The organism is Bradyrhizobium sp. NAS96.2, assembly GCF_001908235.1.
Taxonomy (GTDB): Bacteria; Pseudomonadota; Alphaproteobacteria; order Rhizobiales; family Xanthobacteraceae; genus Bradyrhizobium.
This window is the reverse complement of record NZ_LGHK01000083.1, coordinates 1-18,270: the sequence shown is the minus strand read 5'-3', so window position 1 is coordinate 18,270 and position 18,270 is coordinate 1. Positions and strand designations below refer to the sequence as shown.

General features: G+C 65.0%; 20 protein-coding genes and 1 pseudogene. 4 read left to right on the top strand and 17 right to left on the bottom strand.

What is annotated here, in order from left to right:
* Positions 1-71: 71 nt before the first annotated feature.
* From AC628_RS19480 to AC628_RS19470, 3 genes are all read right to left on the bottom strand, one after another.
* Positions 72-884: an outer membrane lipoprotein carrier protein LolA gene (locus AC628_RS19480; protein ID WP_074128394.1), complete on the bottom strand. Its 813-nt coding sequence runs from the start codon at positions 882-884 to the stop codon at positions 72-74.
* 100 nt (positions 885-984) lie between these two features.
* Positions 985-3,459, bottom strand: coding sequence for a DNA translocase FtsK (locus AC628_RS19475; RefSeq protein ID WP_074128393.1), 2,475 nt, complete (start codon positions 3,457-3,459; stop codon positions 985-987).
* Positions 3,460-3,475: 16 nt separating this feature from the next.
* Positions 3,476-4,702, bottom strand: a complete 1,227-nt coding sequence (locus AC628_RS19470; protein ID WP_074128392.1) for an aminotransferase class I/II-fold pyridoxal phosphate-dependent enzyme — start codon at positions 4,700-4,702, stop codon at positions 3,476-3,478.
* A gap of 190 nt (positions 4,703-4,892) precedes the next feature.
* Between AC628_RS19470 and AC628_RS19465 the strand changes: the two genes are divergently transcribed.
* Together AC628_RS19465 and AC628_RS19460 are read left to right on the top strand one after the other, a co-directional pair.
* Positions 4,893-5,363: an NUDIX domain-containing protein gene (locus AC628_RS19465; protein WP_074128391.1), complete on the top strand. Its 471-nt coding sequence runs from the start codon at positions 4,893-4,895 to the stop codon at positions 5,361-5,363.
* Between the two features lie 244 nt (positions 5,364-5,607).
* Positions 5,608-6,381, top strand: coding sequence for a GGDEF domain-containing protein (locus tag AC628_RS19460; RefSeq protein WP_074128417.1), 774 nt, complete (start codon positions 5,608-5,610; stop codon positions 6,379-6,381).
* Positions 6,382-6,554: 173 nt separating this feature from the next.
* Here the strand turns inward: AC628_RS19460 and AC628_RS19455 are convergent, their stop codons facing one another.
* From AC628_RS19455 to AC628_RS19405, 11 genes are all read right to left on the bottom strand, one after another.
* Positions 6,555-6,959 (bottom strand): GFA family protein, encoded by a 405-nt coding sequence (locus tag AC628_RS19455; RefSeq protein ID WP_074128390.1) that lies wholly within the window; start codon positions 6,957-6,959, stop codon positions 6,555-6,557.
* Between the two features lie 211 nt (positions 6,960-7,170).
* Positions 7,171-8,619 (bottom strand): ammonium transporter, encoded by a 1,449-nt coding sequence (locus AC628_RS19450; RefSeq protein WP_074128389.1) that lies wholly within the window; start codon positions 8,617-8,619, stop codon positions 7,171-7,173.
* A 39-nt stretch (positions 8,620-8,658) separates the two neighbouring features.
* Positions 8,659-8,997 (bottom strand): P-II family nitrogen regulator, encoded by a 339-nt coding sequence (locus AC628_RS19445; RefSeq protein WP_021082517.1) that lies wholly within the window; start codon positions 8,995-8,997, stop codon positions 8,659-8,661.
* A gap of 316 nt (positions 8,998-9,313) precedes the next feature.
* Positions 9,314-9,916 carry an ATP-dependent Clp protease proteolytic subunit gene (locus AC628_RS19440; RefSeq protein ID WP_074128388.1) on the bottom strand — a complete coding sequence of 201 codons (603 nt, stop codon included), beginning with the start codon at positions 9,914-9,916 and terminating at the stop codon, positions 9,314-9,316.
* 52 nt (positions 9,917-9,968) lie between these two features.
* Positions 9,969-10,322, bottom strand: coding sequence for an SRPBCC family protein (locus AC628_RS19435; RefSeq protein WP_074128387.1), 354 nt, complete (start codon positions 10,320-10,322; stop codon positions 9,969-9,971).
* Positions 10,319-10,633 carry an ArsR/SmtB family transcription factor gene (locus AC628_RS19430; RefSeq protein WP_074128385.1) on the bottom strand — a complete coding sequence of 105 codons (315 nt, stop codon included), beginning with the start codon at positions 10,631-10,633 and terminating at the stop codon, positions 10,319-10,321. The genes AC628_RS19435 and AC628_RS19430 overlap by 4 nt, the downstream gene beginning before the upstream one ends.
* A 45-nt stretch (positions 10,634-10,678) precedes the next feature.
* Complete coding sequence (locus AC628_RS19425) at positions 10,679-11,173, bottom strand: ester cyclase (protein WP_074128383.1); 495 nt, start codon at positions 11,171-11,173, stop codon at positions 10,679-10,681.
* A 26-nt stretch (positions 11,174-11,199) separates the two neighbouring features.
* On the bottom strand, positions 11,200-11,895 hold the full coding sequence (locus AC628_RS19420) for a hypothetical protein (RefSeq protein ID WP_143201690.1): 696 nt from the start codon (positions 11,893-11,895) through the stop codon (positions 11,200-11,202).
* Complete coding sequence (locus tag AC628_RS19415) at positions 11,883-12,188, bottom strand: PadR family transcriptional regulator (RefSeq protein ID WP_210190232.1); 306 nt, start codon at positions 12,186-12,188, stop codon at positions 11,883-11,885. Before AC628_RS19415 ends, AC628_RS19420 begins: the two co-directional genes overlap by 13 nt.
* Before the next feature lie 213 nt (positions 12,189-12,401).
* The gene (locus AC628_RS19410) at positions 12,402-13,721 is read right to left on the bottom strand and encodes an ammonium transporter (RefSeq protein WP_074128416.1); all 1,320 of its coding nucleotides are present in this window, start codon (positions 13,719-13,721) and stop codon (positions 12,402-12,404) included.
* Positions 13,722-13,812: 91 nt separating this feature from the next.
* Positions 13,813-14,151 carry a P-II family nitrogen regulator gene (locus AC628_RS19405; protein WP_074128375.1) on the bottom strand — a complete coding sequence of 113 codons (339 nt, stop codon included), beginning with the start codon at positions 14,149-14,151 and terminating at the stop codon, positions 13,813-13,815.
* Between the two features lie 308 nt (positions 14,152-14,459).
* Between AC628_RS19405 and AC628_RS19400 the strand changes: the two genes are divergently transcribed.
* Positions 14,460-15,350, top strand: a complete 891-nt coding sequence (locus AC628_RS19400) for a DUF4339 domain-containing protein (RefSeq protein ID WP_074128373.1) — start codon at positions 14,460-14,462, stop codon at positions 15,348-15,350.
* Positions 15,351-15,355: 5 nt separating this feature from the next.
* Here the strand turns inward: AC628_RS19400 and tesB are convergent, their stop codons facing one another.
* Complete coding sequence (gene tesB / locus AC628_RS19395) at positions 15,356-16,219, bottom strand: acyl-CoA thioesterase II (protein WP_074128371.1); 864 nt, start codon at positions 16,217-16,219, stop codon at positions 15,356-15,358.
* Positions 16,220-16,454: 235 nt separating this feature from the next.
* On the opposite strand from tesB, the gene AC628_RS19390 reads away from it, so the two are divergent.
* Complete coding sequence (locus AC628_RS19390; protein ID WP_074128369.1) at positions 16,455-17,675, top strand: ubiquinone biosynthesis hydroxylase; 1,221 nt, start codon at positions 16,455-16,457, stop codon at positions 17,673-17,675.
* Between the two features lie 110 nt (positions 17,676-17,785).
* On the opposite strand, the gene AC628_RS19385 is transcribed toward AC628_RS19390, so the two are convergent.
* Positions 17,786-17,983 (bottom strand): Trm112 family protein, encoded by a 198-nt coding sequence (locus tag AC628_RS19385; RefSeq protein ID WP_018269337.1) that lies wholly within the window; start codon positions 17,981-17,983, stop codon positions 17,786-17,788.
* A gap of 46 nt (positions 17,984-18,029) precedes the next feature.
* A pseudogene (locus tag AC628_RS19380) lies at positions 18,030-18,270 on the bottom strand (TetR/AcrR family transcriptional regulator); the annotation flags it as partial.

Here is an 18,270-nt window from a genome sequence, read left to right as displayed (position 1 = left end):
AACCCATCATCTTCCCACGCGGATCAAAGGTGATGGGTTTCGCTGCGCTCTACCCATCCTACGGCATCTCGCTATCCGGGCGACGAACCGGGATAGGTCGTGAAGTCGATCTTGAACAGCCCGGGATCGGGCTTCTGCGTGGCGTCGAGATTGTAGACCGCAACCGTGGTGTCGTAGCCCTGCGGATCGGTGACGGTCCACTGCTTGAGCTTGCCGTCCTTGGCGCCGATCATCAGCAGGAAGCGGCTGGTGCCGACCAGCGCCTGCTTCTCCTCGATCGTGATACTGACGAACACGTCATCGGCAGTGACGCTGACGACGTTGGTGTCCTTCATCAGATCGATGCGGTCCGACAACAGATAGCGCAGCGGGGTCTGCGACAGCGGATAGATGTCCTGGGTGGCGAGCCTGCGGTCGCGCACCGCCACCGAGGAGCCGTCGGCGATCACCTCGATCGTGCTCGGATTGTCATATTCGAAGCGCAGCTTGCCGGGCTTCTGGATGTAGAAATCGCCCTTGGTCTTGGTGCCGTCGGGGCCGACCTGGACGAAATTCCCGACCAGGGTCTGCAGCGACGACAGATAGGCCGAGACCTTGGCGGCCTGCGCCTTCTGGTTGGCGTCGAAGGTCTGGAAGATGCTGGCGGGCACGTTGCGGCGCGGATCGGGAATCACCGGGTCCGGCGGTGCCTGGGTGGCGCCCGTCGTCGTCGGTCCCTTGTCGGCATTGCTCTGCGCGCCGGCGTCCTTGGCCTTCGGTGCTGCCTTGGGTGCGGCGGGTTTCGGCGAAGGCGCATTTTGCGCAGTCGCGCCGCCTGCGATCGCGGCGGTGACGAGAAGAGCCAGCGCAGTGCGCGCGCCGCGGTCAATGAGGTGTTTTGCCATCAGATATGTCAGGTCTCTGTTCGACGCTCGTCCCGCTTCGCCGGATTTTATCCCGCCTCTTCCGAGGGAGATATGGTTTTTCCGTGATGATCGCCCCCGATCAGAACTGGCCTTCTTCCTCCCCGACCAGGATTTCGCGCTTTCCGGCGTGATTCGCCGGGCCCACGATGCCCTCAAGTTCCATCCGCTCCATCAGCGAGGCGGCGCGGTTATAGCCGATCTGCAGCCGGCGCTGGATGTAGGAGGTCGACGCCTTGCGGTCGCGCTTGACGATCGCAACCGCCTGCGTGAACAGGTCGCCGCCGCCGTCGCCGCCCATGCCGGTGGCATCGAACACGGCGCCGTCCTCGTCGGTCGGCTCTTCCGCGGTGACGGCTTCGAGATATTCCGGCTGGCCTTGCGTCTTCAGATGACGCACCACCTTCTCGACTTCCTCGTCGGAGGCGAACGGGCCGTGCACGCGGCTGATGCGGCCGCCGCCCGCCATGTAGAGCATGTCGCCCTGGCCGAGCAGCTGCTCGGCGCCCATTTCGCCGAGGATGGTGCGGCTGTCGATCTTCGACGTCACCTGGAAGGCGATGCGGGTCGGGAAGTTCGCCTTGATCGTGCCGGTGATGACGTCGACCGATGGACGCTGTGTGGCGAGGATCACATGCAGGCCGGCGGCGCGCGCCATCTGCGCCAGGCGCTGCACCGCGCCTTCGATGTCCTTGCCAGCGACCATCATCAGGTCGGCCATCTCGTCGACGATGATGACGATGTAGGGCAGCGGCTCGAGGTCGAGCTTCTCTTCCTCATAGATCGCCTTGCCGGTCTCCTTGTCGAAGCCGGTGTGCACGGTGCGCGTCAGCTCTTCGCCCTTGCCCTTGGCCTCGACGAGGCGCGCATTGTAGCCGTCGATGTTGCGGACGCCGAGCTTGGCCATCCGCTTGTAGCGCTCTTCCATCTCGCGCACGGCCCATTTCAGCGCGACCACCGCCTTCTTCGGATCGGTGACGACGGGCGTCAAGAGATGCGGGATGCCGTCATAGACCGAGAGTTCGAGCATCTTCGGGTCGACCATGATCAGGCGGCACTGATCCGGCCGCAGCCGGTAGACCAGGCTCAGGATCATGGTGTTGATGGCGACCGATTTGCCGGAGCCGGTGGTGCCGGCGATCAGCATGTGCGGCGTGCGCGCCAGGTCGATGATGACGGGATCGCCGCCGATCGTCTTGCCGAGGCACAGCGGCAGCTTTGCAACCGACTCGGTGCTCTCCTTGGCGACCAAGAGCTCGCGCAGGTAAACCTTCTCGCGGTGCGCGTTCGGCAGCTCGATGCCGATGGCGTTGCGGCCGGCGACCACGGCGACGCGCGCCGACAGCGCGCTCATCGAGCGCGCGATGTCGTCGGACAGTCCGATCACGCGCGACGACTTGATGCCGGGCGCAGGCTCCAGCTCGTACAGCGTGACCACCGGGCCGGGATTGGCCTTGACGATCTCGCCGCGCACGCCGAAGTCCTGCAGCACGCCTTCCAGCGCGCGCGAATTGTTTTCCAGCTCGGCCTTGCTCAGCGGCTGGCGATCGCTCGCCTTCGGCGCACTGAGTACCGAGACCGACGGCAGCTCGAACTTGTCGGAATTCTTCTTCTTCGGCTTCGGCTCGGCCTTCTTGCGAGGGGCGCGGGCGGCGGGAGCTTCATCCTCCTCGTCCTCTTCTTCCTCGTCGTCGAAAGCCTCAGCCTCGTCTTCGTCGTGATCGTCATGCGCGGGCGCGATCGAGGGCGCAGCGCGGCCGCCGCCGATATTGGGCTCCTGGCGCTCGAACGCAGCGCTGCGGCCCTGCGCTCCGCTCGACACCAGCGATCTATAGGCTGTGGTGAACAGCCAGCCGAGCCGGGCCTTCGCGCTCATCAGCGCGTGGAACAGCCAGCCCAGCGAGACCGAGCTGCGGTCCTCGTCGTCCTCGACGAACGGCTCGTCGTCGTCCGAGATCGGCGTCAGCTCCTCGTCCTGCTCCTTGGCGCCCCAACCGCAGGCGAACAGGAAGCACGCGGCCATCGCGACAAACAGGATCAGCCCGAGCACGACGCGGTAGATGAAGCCGGGCGGGCCGAACACCACGGCCGGCGCGCGCAGCAGCGCGTCGCCGACCACGCCGCCGAGCCCGGTCGGCAGCGGCCAGGCGGTGTTGTGCGGCCAGCAGCTGGCGAAGCCCGCCGCGATCACCGTGCACAGGATCCAGCAGCCGAGCCGCAGCGCCTCGCGGTCGAACGGGCGATGCGTCAGCATCCGCCAGCCCCACACTGCGACCGGCAACAGCAGCATGATCGCGCCGAGGCCGAGGATCTGCATCAGGAGGTCAGCGCCGATCGCGCCGGGATAGCCGAGCACGTTGCGGATCGCGCGCGAGGTGGCATGGCTCAGCGACGGATCCTGCACCGACCAGGTCATCAGCGCAGCAGTGATGCCGCCTGACAGCGCGATCAGGCCGAGCCCGGTCAGTTCGCGCAGCCGCCGCGCCAGCGCCTCGCGCAGCGAGAGCGGCAGATGGCCGACCAGGGGGATGACACGTTCGATCGCTGGCATACTCAATCTTCGCGCTTCGCGATTAACCGAGGGTTTCGACCAGGCGATGCATCGCCTCGGCCGTCGATTCACTGTCGGAGACCAGCGCGAGGCGGATATAGCCCGCGCCCGGATTGGAACCGTCGTTCTGCTCGCGCGCCAGATAGCTGCCGGGAATCACGCGCACGCCGGCATCGCGATACAGCCTGACGGTTGTCGCCTCGTCGCCGCCGCGATCGGAGACGTCGAGCCACACGCAAAAGCCGCCGGCGGGCCGCTTGTAGCCGTAGCGGCTGCCGAGGATCTGGTCGGCGAGATCGAACTTGATGCGATAGAGCCTGCGGTTTTCCTCGACATGCGCCTCGTCGCCATAGGCGGCGACCGCGACATGCTGCAGCGGCACCGGCACCTGCGGCGCGGCGACATTGCGCAGCTCGAGGAATGCGGCCATGAACTTTCGATCGCCGGCGGCGAAGCCGACGCGCATGCCCGGCAGGTTCGAGCGCTTCGACAGCGATTGGAATGCGACCACATTGGTGAAGTCGGGTCCGGCGCATTCCAGCATGCTGCCGGGTGCTTCGCGGGTGTAGATCTCCGAGTAGCACTCGTCGCTCAGGATCATGAAGCCGTGGCGATCGGCGAGCTGCTTCAGCCGTGTGAAATAGGCGCGCGAGGCGACCGAGCCTTGCGGATTGGCCGGCGAAGCAAGGAAGAACGCCACGGTGCGCGCCAGCGTCGCCTCGTCGATCGAATCAAGGTCGGGCAGGAAGCCGTTGGCGAGCGTGGTCGGCAGATAGATCTGCTCGCAGCCGGCCGCGCGGGCGCCGGCGCCATAGGCCGGATAGAACGGATTCGGCATCAGGATCGCCGGCCGGCCCTTGCGTGGCGAGACGTAGCGCGCTGCCGTGATCGCGGCGAAGAACAGCCCCTCGCGGCTGCCGTTCAGCACCGTCACCTCGCTCTCCGGGTCGACCGGGCGCGGCAATTGGAACCGGCTCGATAGCCAGGTCGCGGCCGCGCGGCGGAACGGCTCGATGCCCTTGGCCATCGGGTAGCGGCCGAACTCGGCGGTGTGCTTCGAAAGCACCGGCCCGACGAAATCAGGCACGGGGTGCTGCGGCTCGCCTACCGACAGCGTAATCAATGGCTTAGCCGGTTGGTACGGCGCCAGAAGCTCGGTGGTTCGCACGAATGGGGAACGCTCGGCCTGGCCGGCGGATGCGACATCGCCGGCGCCCTGCGCCAAGCCGGATGAGGCGGTCATTGCCATGGTTGAAATGCCAGCACTTTCACTGCGGTCGGGGTTGAGGGGCGCCGACCGTAAACCGATCAAGTCACCATAGATAGGGCGAGGTTAAGACGCGATTAACCATCGGCGGCGGGGCACGATCGGCCGGCCCGTGATATCAGCGCTCGCCGATCAAAACCGCATCGAAATTGCGCCGAGATTGCTTTTGGACATGATCCATCGCCGCGCCGTCAGGGCGCTCATCATCACGGGCGAGCGCGAAGTCCTGCTGATGCGGATTCGCCCGCCGCACGGGGATTGCTTCTGGATCGCGCCCGGTGGCGGCAGCGAGGGCGACGAGACGGCGGAAGCAACGTTGCGGCGGGAGCTTGCCGAAGAATTGGGGCTGGTCGATTTCGAGCACGGCCCCGCCGTCTGGCGGCGTCACCACACCTTCAATTGGGGCGGCCGGCGGATCTCCCAGAAGGAAGAGTACCGGATCGTTCACACCGATCGATTCGACCCTGTGATGGCTGATGCGGCCGAGGCGAAGGTGCTCGACTGTTTCCGCTGGTGGCCGATCGCCGATCTGCCCGGCGCGGAAGAGCGTTTTACCCCGCTGTCGCTCGCCACCATCCTTGAAAACTATCTGCGCGACGGCGCGCCGGGCGAGCTGCCGGACGAGGAAGTCCTGATCGACTGACCCGGTTTGCCGGTCACCAGAGCTTTTCCGCTCCGATCGAAGCGGAACGGAGCTCTAGATTCCTGTTTGACGCGTTTTCTTCACGCGAACCGGTATCCACTTCGCTCGAAAACGCTCTATCGCGAATTCGAGCGATCCGCTTTACCCGCCGTTAAGGCCGGCGCGCGCGGCACGAAATCCTTCAGCAATTCGCAACACAGCACGAATGAATGATCCCGCGAATTGGGAGGGCGTGCAGACGGAAATGGCCATCAAGATCGAGACACGCGGCGATGTCCTGCGCCGCACCGGCAAGGTGATGGTCATTGCCGCCGGCATGACCGCGGTGATGTCCTTCGGCATCGGCATGCTGGTGTTCGGCCGCGATCTGGCCGCGCCGATCACGGTCGGCCAGATGCAGGCCTTTGGACTCACCGCCGGCGTCTTCATCGCCATCGCGCTCAGCGGCGCCATGTCATATCGCGCGGGGATGTTGATGCTGGAGCTGGCGCAGACCCGGCGCGAGCTCGCACAAATCTCGCAGACCGACCAGCTGACCGGCCTGTTGAACCGGCGCGGCTTCGATGCCGAGGCGGCCGCCGCACTCGACAAGGCGGAGACGGACGGCGCGTCAGCGGCGGTGCTGATGTGCGACATCGATCATTTCAAGTCGATCAACGACCGCTACGGACATGAGATCGGCGACAAGGTGCTGGTCGAGATCGCCGATGTGCTGGGCCAGTTCGCAGTCCGGCACGGCGCGCTGGTCGCCCGCTATGGCGGCGAGGAATTCGCAGCTGTCGTGACCGGCCTGAGCCACGAGCAGGCCGCGCGCGGCGCCGAGGAAATCCGCCGCGATTGCGCTGAAAGAACCATCCTCGACGGCGTGACCCGGCTGCCGGTGACGATCAGCGTCGGCTTCACCGTGAAGCAGACCGGCTTCGATCTCGGCAACCTGATGCGGACCGCCGACCAGGCGCTCTACGCCGCCAAGCGCCACGGCCGCGACCGCGTCGAGCACGCGCTGGATGCTGCGTGATGGGTGTGCCCTAACCTCCCCTTGAAAAGGGGAGGTCGCTTTGCTCGCCAGAGCAAAGCGGGTGGGGATCTTGTCTCTCCACTTGCAGCGTCGCCTGCGGCTGACCCCCATCCTGGCCTTCCCCCTTTCAGGGGGAAGGAGACGACGGCTACCGGCACTGAACGTGTATCGTCTCAATGCGCCGGCAGCTTGTCGAATGACGGCTTGCCCTCGGGCAGATGGTGAAAGGTCTGCTTGTCGCAGGCGTAGATCGTCATCTGCGGGGTGAACACACTGGGGTCGTCGAACGTGCCGACCTTCAGGATCGTCGCGGGCAGGCCGGGCACCTTGGTCACCAGATGCGTGCCGCATTCCGGGCAGAATTCGCGGGTCACGGCGCGTTCGAGGTCCTTGCGCGTGAACTGCTTGGGCTGGCTTGCGGTGTATTTGAAGCCGGTGGTCGGCATCGCCATGAACAGGTTCGGGCCGCCGCCCGTGATGTACTGGCATTCGCGGCACAGGCATTGCGCCGCCATCATCGGTTCGCCCTCGGCCTCATAGCGCACGTTGCCGCAATAGCACCCGCCTTGCACCTTCATGACGTCCTCCCGTTCTTGTTGTCGGTTTCGTTGTTTGTAGCCTGTCATTCCACAATGGCAGGCAATTCCGACATTATTTTCTCAAGCCGCGGAAAAAAGAAAGGGGCTCCAACTTGCGCTGGAGCCCCTCAACGGTCCGGACATTGCCGGGTATGTGCCCGGACCGTAGTTCTGGACCTGGCCCCGGAGGGAGCCAGAGTCCCGGGAGAACTCACATGTTGTAGGCGCGCTCCGTGTGCTCGGTGATGTCGAGGCCTTCACGCTCGGTCTCGACGTTGGCACGCAGGCCAACGATCACGTCCACGATCTTGTAGAGGATCGCCGAACCGATGCCCGACCACACCAGCGTGGTGGCGACGCCCCAGCACTGCGAGATCATCTGCGCCGCGAAGTCGTAATCGGCGACCTTCGGCGGGATCGCGGTGTAGTCGATGATGCCCGCACCGCCGAGCGCCGGGTTGACCAGGATGCCGGTGCCGAGTGCGCCGATGATGCCGCCGACGCAGTGGACGCCGAACACATCGAGCGAGTCGTCATAGCCGAGCGCGTTCTTCACCACCGTGCAGAAGAACAGGCAGACCACGCCGACCACGAGGCCGAGCACGATGGCACCCATCGGACCGGCGTAGCCGGCCGCCGGCGTCACCGCGACGAGGCCCGCGACCGCGCCCGAGAGCGCGCCGAGCAGCGAGGGATGGCCCTTGATGATCCATTCCGCGAACATCCAGGCCAGCGCCGCCGCGGCCGTGGCCACGAAGGAGTTGGTCATGGCGAGTGCAGCGCCGCCATTGGCTTCGAGGTTCGAACCAGCGTTGAAGCCGAACCAGCCGACCCAGAGCAGCGAAGCGCCGATCATGGTCATGGTCAGCGAGTGCGGAGCCATCAGCTCCTTGCCGTAGCCGGTGCGCTTGCCGATCAGGAGCGCGCCGACCAGGCCGGCGATGCCGGCGTTGATGTGCACGACGGTGCCGCCGGCGAAGTCGATCGCACCCTTCTTGAAGATCCAGCCGGCGTCGGCGTTGATCGCGTCGAGGGCGGCCTGCGCCTTCGTCTTGGCATCGCCGTCAGCCGCGGCGGCGAGCGCCTTGGCAGCATCCTGGATCGCGTCCGGGCCCGGCCAGTACCAGACCATGTGTGCGATCGGGAAGTAGATCACGGTGACCCAGATCGGGATGAACAGCGCGATCGCCGCGAACTTCATCCGTTCGGCAAAGGCGCCGACGATGAGGGCCGGCGTGATCGCCGCGAAGGTCATCTGGAAGCAAACGTAAACCAGCTCCGAGATGTTGGCGTCGACCGAGAAGGTCGCAGCCTTTGAGTCCGGCGTGACGCCCATCAGGAAGGCCTTGGAGAAGCCGCCGATGAAGTCGGAGCCGCCGGTGAAGGCGAGACTGTAGCCGTAGAGGGCCCAGAGCACGGTGACGATGCAGACGGTGTAGAACACCTGCGCCAGCACCGAGAGCATGTTCTTGGAGCGGACGAGACCGCCATAGAACAGCGCGAGGCCCGGGATGGTCATCAACAGCACCAGCACCGTCGAGGTCAGCATCCAGGCGTTGTCGCCCTTGTTGACGGTTGGCTCGGCGTAGGCGGCGGTTGCGGCAAAGAGGCCGACTGCGAGGGCCGCCAGTCCCGCGCCATAGGGACGCTTGAACGTCATGTTATATCACTCCTGAGGTCTTAAGGTTTGAGCGCGAAATCAGAGGGCCGCGGCATCGGCCTCGCCGGTGCGGATGCGCACGGCGTGCTCGAGGCTGATGACGAAGATCTTGCCGTCGCCGATCTGTCCGGTCTTGGCGGCGGAGGTGATGGCGTCGATGGTCTTGTCGACCTGGTCGGAGCCGACTGCGACCTCGATCTTGATCTTGGGCAGGAAGCTCACGGCATATTCGGCGCCGCGATAGATTTCCGTGTGACCCTTCTGACGGCCGTACCCCTTGACTTCCGTCACCGTGAGACCGTGAACGCCAATGGCGGTCAGGGCGTCACGGACCTCTTCCAGCTTGAATGGCTTAATGATCGCCATAACAATTTTCATGAGTCCTATCCCCGCTTGGGCCCGGTGCGAACGAGCACCGGGAGTTTCGACTGAGGTTCACCACGCGGAGGACTTCCACTACGCGGGCACAGCCGGGACCCTTAGAATCAAATGCCGTGCCAACCGGCCGGTGTTCGCTAATGGATTATGAATCCGGACGTTTTCCCGCATTGCGGGAGCCGGGGGCCCCTGCGCTATTCCGTCGCGCCTAAAATCTAATCAGGCCGGCTCAATTCGTGAGCAAGCCAGGGTCCGGACACAATTCTGCTCAGCGGGGGAGCAGTGATGGGTATCTAAATAGGGCGATGCCGGACCATTAGGCGGCGTCGCGCGCCGCGAAGACCTTGTCGATCAAGCCCCATTCGAGCGCCTGCTGCGCGGACATGAAGTGATCGCGGTCCAGCGTCCGCTCGACGTCGGCTTCGGTGCGCCCGCAATGCTGCGCGTACAGCCGGGTGATGCGCCGCTTGGTCTCCTGCATCTCGGTGGCATGGATCAGGATGTCGGACGCCTGGCCCTGGAAGCCGCCGAGCGGCTGATGCACGTGGAGGCTCGCATTCGGCAGCGCGGCGCGGTGGCCGGGTTCGCCGGCCATCAGCAGGAACGAGCCCATCGAGCGCGCGGTGCCCATGCACAGCGTGTGCACCGGCGCCTTGATGAACTGCATGGTGTCGTACATCGCAAGCCCGCTGGTGATCACGCCGCCATAGGAGTTGATGTAGAGGTTGATCGGCTTGTTCGGGTTGTCAGCCTCGAGGAACAGCAGCTGCGCGCACACCAGCCCGGACATCGCATCATTGACCTCGCCGTTCAGGAAGATGATGCGCTCGCGCAGCAGCCTGGAATAGATGTCGAAGGAGCGTTCGCCGCGGGTCGACTGTTCAACGACCATGGGGACGAGTTGCATCGTGTCGCGCATCGGCGACCTCCATGTCTGCAGGTGATGAAGTCTCAGCGGGTGAAGTTTGCGATCAGGCCGCGCGCATCATGGTGCGGCGGTTGCTGTTGGCTGCCTGCGGCTGTCTTGCTCGCTCGTCGCAGGCTTGCTGGATGATGCGAAAGCGGGTGCCGCCGGCCTCGTTCGGCTCGATCCGGAAGGTGACATGGCTTTCGCGAAACGGCGGCTCGGACTCGCGGAGCCGGTAACGCACCTCTTCGCCTGTGATCGTTGCTTCCGGCTCGGCGCCGGCGAGATCGCAATCCGGCAGCCAGCGTTCGCGCAGCGCCGGAATCGTCACGGCGCGCCAGACTTTCTCAGGCGGTGCGTCGAGCTCGTATTCGAGCACCAGAGCTTGGTCCGCGTCAGGCTCGACTGTGTCGCTCATTGATCCATGTCCTTCAGCAGGTCGGAGAGCGCCTCGATGCGCTTCGGCCAATAGGCGCGGTAGCGGGCAAGCCAGGTCCCGATGCTGGCGATCCCGTCCGGGTCGACTTCATAATTCACGAAGCGGCCCTGCCGCTGCTCGCGCACCAGGCCCGCCGCGCGCAGCACCGCGAGATGCTGCGACATCGCCGGCTGGCTGATCTCGAGGCCGTCGCGCAAGGCGCTGGCGTTCAGGCTGCCGTCAGCCAGCTTCTCGAACACCTTGCGGCGGGTCGGATCGGCCAGCGCCTTGAAGATATCAGCTTCGATCATGCCGACACATAAGCACACACTTATGTGTCGCGCAAGTCATTCCGGTCATTTGCCGGACAGCTGCTTTTCCAGTCCGGCGGTATCGACCAGGTCCCAGTGCTCCGCGAATCTGCTGCCCTCAACGCGCCAGATGTCGATGGTCGCAAACGAGATCTTCTTGCCGGTGGCGGCAAATCCTCGAACGGTGCGGTCGTGCGTTGCCGTGTAGATGCAGCGCGCGACCACCTTGTCGCCGTCGATGATGCGATCCTCGATGTGCATTTGAATATCGGGCCAGGTTTCCTGAATGCGATGAAAGTTCTCGACCTGCGCGGCCAGCCCGGACGGGCTGCGGCCTGAGTGCTGGATATAGGTCTCGGCGAAAATTGCCGGGAATGCAGTCGTGTCGTGTGCATTGATGGCGGCCGCATAGCGATCGAGCAGCGCGGAATTCGCGGCGTTTGCATCGGCCGCCGAGGCGGCTCGCGCCGTCGTGCGTGGAGCGATCGCAACGGTTGCACCAGCGGCGGCGAGGGCGAGAAAGAGGCGGCGATCGGTCATTTCAGGAGCTCTCCGGGACGCGAGGGTTAGAGGTCAAATCGCAGCGTTGCTGTTGTGACAAGCGACGTCACCGCGTGGATGCGGGCGATCAGCGCTACGACAAGCGCAACCTCGATTCCGACAGACGCGATCGGTATCAAATGAGAGATGGACCATCCAACTCCGGAGAGCCGAAGCGCGGTCAGAACGATGTCGGCCAGCACGGAGCCGATCAGCGCCGCTCCCGCAGCGGCCGACAGCATGAACGATCGCTGCAGCCGGGTCTTGTCGAGCGCGCCCGGCTGCATGCGGAACGCATAGACCCATCCGCACAGCCCGGTCATCAATGCCAGATAGAACGCATAGCGGTCGAACGCGTAGGCGATGACGCCGATATCCGGGAATCGTGCAGACCCGCTCGTGCTCCAGCCCGTCGCCGCATACCACGCAACGCGCGCTTTCATGGCGGCGAATACGCCAAGCACGATCAGAACGACGATTGGTCCGACGGCTCGGGACCGCTTCAGCAGCGATGTCGCCGCAAATTGCGCGGCAATGATTTTCGCCGGGCCGAACAGCTCGATCGCGCGGCGCTCCGCCTCCATGGTGTCGCCGTCCGAATGGCGTTCCGCGGATTGGCGAAGGTGATCCTCGACCTCTTCGCACACCCGGCGCGACAATGACCGGTCAAACGACAGTTCATGCGCGAGTTGCTCGAGGTATCTGACGATCAAGTGCGACACAGCTTGGGCTCCGCAAGAAGAGCTTCAATCGCGCTTGAGAACTGGACCCATGACGTCCTGCGTGCGGCCAGCGATGCACTGCCATGCTTGGTCAGAGAGTAGACCCGGCGTCGGCGGCCAATCGGCGACTTTTCCCAATGACTGGAGAGCAGCTGCGACGTCTCGAGGCGATGCAACACCGGATAGACCGTGCCTTCCGGCAGATCGAAGGCTCCGCCGCTCCGGCGGCGGATCTCCTCGATGATCGCATAACCGTGCGCCGGGGCCGCCTCGAGCGCGGCGAGCACGATCATGTCGAGATGGCCTTTGAGTATTTCGCCTTCCATGCCTAGTATTACTAGGCAATGTAAGACTAGGTGTCAAGCATCTCGCGCCGTGGCCTTCGTTCGACCCCGCAGCGGGCGGGCGCCGACATTGGCCGCAAAGTCGCGAGATCGCGGCGCTCGGTTACTTTGCATGGGGTTGTTTTGCGAGTTTGCCCTCGCGGCGCCTCATGAGCTCGGCTGCTACTGCAGCGCCTCGCCGTGCTGCGAGATGTCGAGGCCTTCCATCTCCTGCTGCATCGAGACGCGCAGCGGGACGAAGGCAGAGACCAGCTTGAGCAGCACGAAGGTGATGCCGCCGCACCAGACGAATGTGACGGCGACGCCGTAGAGCTGGATCAGCAACTGCTCCGGATTGCCCTCGAGCAGGCCGGAGGTGCCGCCGATCGCGGCCGTCGCGAAGATGCCGGCGAGCAGCGTGCCGGTCAGGCCGCCGATGCCGTGCACGCCGAACACGTCGAGCGAGTCGTCATACTTGAAGCGATGCTTCAGCCAGGTACAGGCCCAGAAGCAGATGAGGCCGGCAATGATGCCAATGATGACGCCGTGCGACGGCGCGACGAAGCCGGATGCCGGGGTGATGGTGCCGAGCCCCGCGACCGCACCCGAGATCATGCCGAGCACCGACGGCTTGCGGCGCGTCGCCCATTCGATCGCGCCCCAGGTCAGCGCGCCGGCGCAGGCCGCAAGATGCGTCGCGGTGATCGCCATCACCGCGCGCGAGTTGGCTGCGAGCGCCGAACCGCCGTTGAAGCCGAACCAGCCGACCCAGAGCAGGCCTGTGCCGACCACGGCGAGCGACAGATCGAACGGCGACAGATTGTCATGGCCATAGCCGTGCCGGTTGCCCATCACCTTGGCGGCGACCAGGCCGCTGATTCCGGCGGAGAGATGCACGACGAGGCCGCCGGCGAAATCCAGCACGCCCGCCGAGGCGAGGAAGCCGCCGCCCCACACCCAATGCGCCAGCGGCACATAGGCGAAGATGAACCAGCCGATCGAGAACAGCACATAGGCGGAGAACCGCATGCGGTCGGCGACCGAGCCCGCAACCAGCGCCACCGTGATGATCGCGAACGTCATCTGGTACAGCATGAAAAGCGCTTCCGGGATGGTCTTCGCCGCCGGATTGACGCTGTCCATGGTGATGCCGGCCAGGAACCAGCTGTCGAGCGAGCCGAGCCAGGGACCGTTGCCGACGAAGGTCAGCGAATAGCCGAAGGTGACCCAGAGGATCGAGATCAGCGCGACGGCGGTGAGGCTCTGCGCCATCGTCGCCAGCACGTTCTTCTTGCGCACCATGCCGGAGTAGAACAGCGCGAGACCCGGGATCGTCATCATCAGCACCAGCGCGGTGGCGACGATCATCCAGGCGGTGTCAGCGGCGTTGATGCCGGGGTTGGCCGCAGAATCTTGCGCCAAGGCCGGCGCGCCCGACGCGAGCAGGATTGCAGCAGTGATCGGCGCAGCTGATATCGCTGCACGAAGAGCTCGTGCCCCCATCATCATTCCCCGGCGGTCGTGGTTTCTTGGCGTGGATTTGGAGTGGATTTGACGTGCGCCGGCGTCGTTGCCGGCGCGACCTCGATAGAACTCAGAGCGCGTCGTTATCGGTCTCGCCGGTGCGGATGCGCAGCGCGTGGTCGATCGGCGTCACGAAGATCTTGCCGTCACCGATCTGGCCGGTGCGGGCGTGTTCGGTGATGACGCTGACCGCCTTTTCGGCGAGCTCGGTGTCGACGGCGATCTCGATCCTGAGCTTGGGCAGGAAATTCACGACATATTCGGCGCCGCGATAGATCTCGGTGTGGCCCTTCTGGCGGCCATAGCCCTTCACTTCGGTCACCGTCATGCCGTGAACGCCGATCGCGGTCAGGGCCTGGCGGACTTCGTCAAGCTTGAACGGTTTGATGATCGCGACGACGAGTTTCATGGTTCAGGCCTTTATTCCCTTGAAGTTTTCCCTGTGCGCCCCGTCCCCGGAGCGGCGCTTGCCGCCGCCACCGGAGCGGCAATTTGCCGTCCCGCACATTTCGCGTCCGCCAAATCTGGCAGCTTTCTGGGCAAATGGCACAAAAAAGTTGCAGGTTGAAGGGGAAAACGTGCGCAGCGGGTGAACTCCGTCACTGTACGGGACGACTACCGTCCGCCACAATGTGGCTTTCCCGCCCCGGCCAGCGGTCCCGCTGGCTCGTTTCGCCTACCGCGTGTCCACATGCGCGCGCCCCGAGGAAACAAGAAATGTCGAACCGAAACTGGTTTTATGCATCCGAAGGCCAGCAAAAAGGCCCCCTGCCTGAAGCTCAGCTCCGCGACTTGATCACCCGTGGCATGGTGGGCGCCGATACGCTGGTGTGGACCGAGGGAATGGCCGGCTGGCAGAAGGCCGGGGAGATTCCAGGTCTTGTTCCGAGCGCTGGGGCGCCGCCGGCGTTTCCGCAGGCCGGTGGACCGCCGCCGGTTGCGGCATCGGCAAGCTACAGCGGCGGCGCGCTGTCGGCCGACTTCCCGATCTGGGGCCTGTTCGGACGCAGCGTGCTGATGTTCATCGGCCAGATCTTCGTCATCCCCGCGCCGTGGACCGCGACCGGCCTGTACCGCTTTGCGATTCCCTATATTCGCGTGCCTGGCCGGCCGCACCTCGCCTTCACCGGGCAGCCGCTGGACATCTGGTACGTCTTCATCGTGCTCGGCCTTCTGACCTATGCCGGAGCCGCCAACAGCAACATCGTCACGCTGCTCTCGCTGCTGTTGCAGGGCTTCCTGAGCTGGATGATCGTTCGCTGGATCTTCGGCCGTCTCAGCTCGAGCGGCCAGGACCTGCCGATCTCGTTCAACGGCAGCCCGGCCGTCTATGTCGGCTGGTACGTGCTGATGGTGATCGCGTCCATCACCATCATCGGCTGGGCCTGGGTGATGACCGCATGGCTGCGCTGGATCTGCCGCAACGTCGAGGGCACGCGCCGCGAGGTCACCTTCAATGCCTCCGGCCTCGACGTGCTGTGGCGAACCATCGTGTTCGCGGTCGGCTGCGGCTTCCTGATCCCGATTCCGTGGGTGCTGCGCTGGTACGCCAACTGGTTCATCTCGCAATTCGCGTTGACCGAGCGCGGCGCTCACGCCGACGCGTAAGCGTCCTAGGCCTTGCGTTCGCGCACCGAGCCTTCTTGCGCGACGGACGCCACCAGCGTGCCGTCGGGCTTGAAGATCTGGCCGCGGGTCAGACCGCGGCCGGACTGTGCGCTCGGCGAATCCTGGGCGTAGAGCAGCCATTCGTCGGCGCGGAACGGGCGGTGAAACCACATCGCGTGGTCGAGGCTCGCCGGCATCATGCGCCGGTCGAACAGCGTGCGGCCATAGCGCGCCATCACGGCATCGAGCAGCGAGAAATCCGACGCATAGGCGAGCGCGCACAGATGCAGCGCCGGATCGTCGGGCAGCTTGGCCGCGGTGCGGATCCAGACATGGATGCGGCCATCGTCGATCTTCTGGCCGAAATAGCGGCCGAGCTCGACCGGGCGCAGCTCGATCGGCCGGTCGCTCTCATAGTAGCGGCGGATGAACTCCGGCATCTCCTTGAACATCGGCTGCTTCGACACTTCCTCCGCGGTCAGCTTCTCCGGCGGCGGCACGTCGGGCATCTTCTCCTGATGATTGAAGTTGCTCTCTTCGTCGGAATGGAACGAGACCATGATGGAGAAGATCGCGTTGCCGTGCTGGATCGCGGTGACGCGGCGGGTGGTGTAGCTCTTGCCGTCGCGCAGCCGCTCGACCTGGTAGATGATCGGGATCTGCGGATCGCCGGGCAGGATGAAATAGCAATGGATCGAATGCGGCAGGCGGCCTTCGACAGTGCGGCACGCCGCGACCATCGCCTGACCGATCACCTGGCCGCCGAACACGCGCTGCCAGCTCGTCTTCGGGCTGTTGCCGCGGAACAAATTCACCTCGAGCTGCTCGAGATCGAGGATGGACAGCAGGTCGATCAGGCTCTTGGACATGGGATGCGCATCCTGGATGGGTTGAGTGCCGTCATTCCGGGGCGCGGCGTAGCCGCGAGCCCGGAATCCATTCATCCACGGAAGATGCGGCGTGATGGATTCCGGGCTCGCGCTACGCGCGCCCCGGAATGACGAATGGGGCTGAATGGCCGCTCTTGTTTCTGCCCCCTGTTTCGCCCAGCTATTATCAGGTAGCAAGCACAGTCTGATGGCGTCGGGCGCGTAAGGAAAAGGCATGCCGGCACAACGAAGTATCGTGATCTGCGGGGGCGCATTTGCGGGGCTGGCGCTGGCCGTGGCATTGCGCCAGGGGCTCGGGCCGGACATCCCGGTCATCGTGGCCGATCCGGCGCTGAGCCAGCGCCCGAGCCGCGATCCGCGCGCGACCGCGATCGTGGCGGCCTGCCGGCGGCTGTTCGAGACCCTCGGCGTCTGGGGTCAGGTCGCGCCGACCGCGCAGCCGATCACCGACATGGTCGTCACCGACTCCAAGCTGGAGGACGCGACGCGCCCGGTGTTCCTGACCTTCGCCGGCAATGTCGAGCCCGGCGAGCCGTTCGCCCATATGGTCGAGAACCGCTATCTGATCGATGCGCTGGCGGCGCGTGCCGAGGCAGAAGGCGTCGAGCTGCGTGCCACCGCGGTGTCGACATCGGAGTCACGCCCCGACGGCGTCAGCGTGCGGCTGGCCGACGGCACCGAGATCGATGCGAGCCTTCTGGTCGCCGCCGATGGCGCGCGGTCGAGGTTGCGCGAGCGCGCGGGGATTGCGACCCATGGCTGGGACTATGATCAATCCGGCATTGTGGTGACGGTCGGGCATGAGCGCGAGCATCATGGCCGTGCCGAGGAGCATTTCCTGCCCGCAGGCCCGTTCGCGATCCTGCCGCTGACCGGCAACCGCTCGTCTCTGGTGTGGACCGAGACACGCAAGGACGCCGCGCGTATTGTCGCCTTGAATGAAGAGCAATTCCACGCCGAGCTCGAGCAGCGCTTTGGTTTGCACCTCGGCGAGATCAAGGCGATCGACAAGCCGCGTGCATTTCCGCTCGGCTATTTCGTTGCGCGCTCGTTCATCGCCGAACGGCTGGCGCTGATCGGCGACGCCGCGCATGTGATCCATCCGATCGCGGGGCAGGGGCTCAACATGGGCCTGAAGGATGTCGCGGCTTTGGCCGAGGTCGTGGTCGACGCGGCGCGGCTCGGCATCGATCTCGGACAGGCCGACGTGCTCGAGCGCTACCAGCGCTGGCGGCGCTTCGACACCATGGCGATGGGCGTTGCCACCAACTCGCTGAACTTCCTGTTCTCCAACGAATCGACGCTGCTGCGCACCGTGCGCGACATCGGCCTCGGCCTCGTCGATCGCGCGCCGCCGTTGAAGAGCATGTTCATCCGCCAGGCGGCAGGATTGTCAGGCGAGGTGCCGCGGCTGCTGAAGGGTGAGGCGCTGTAAGCTTTCGCAGCTCCGTAGCCCGGATGAGGCGGAGCGAAATCCGGGTAAGATCATCCACGGATAGAGCGGTCCCGGATTGCGCTGCGCTTCATCCGGGCTACGCGGTTACATCAATCGATCTTGCGGGCCTCTTCCGGCAGCATGATCGGGATGCCGTCGCGGATCGGATAGGCGAGCTTGGCCGAGCGCGAGATCAGCTCCTGCCGCGCGGCGTCGAATTCCAGCGGACCCTTGGTGATCGGGCACACCAGAATTTCGAGCAGTTTTGGGTCGGCGGTGCTTTCGAGGTGGTCGGTCGTCGAATTCATTGCGGCCTCCGGCTCGCGGTGATGTAGCACATCCAAATGTCGGCTGTCAGCGCTTCGTCATCCGCAGCAACTCGTCGATCGCCGCCTGCTGCTGGGCTTTCGGCAGCGTCTGCTCGGACAGTGCGTAGCCGATGAACGCCCAGTAGAAGATCTGCGCCCGGCCGCGCGCTTCGTTGTCGGGAAATCCGGCATGCCGAAGCAAGGTTTCGATATAGCCGATGCGGCGCCGGTCGACCTCGAGCACGGCCGCGCGCGCCGCGGCGTCAGCGGTGGCCCAGCTGCGCACC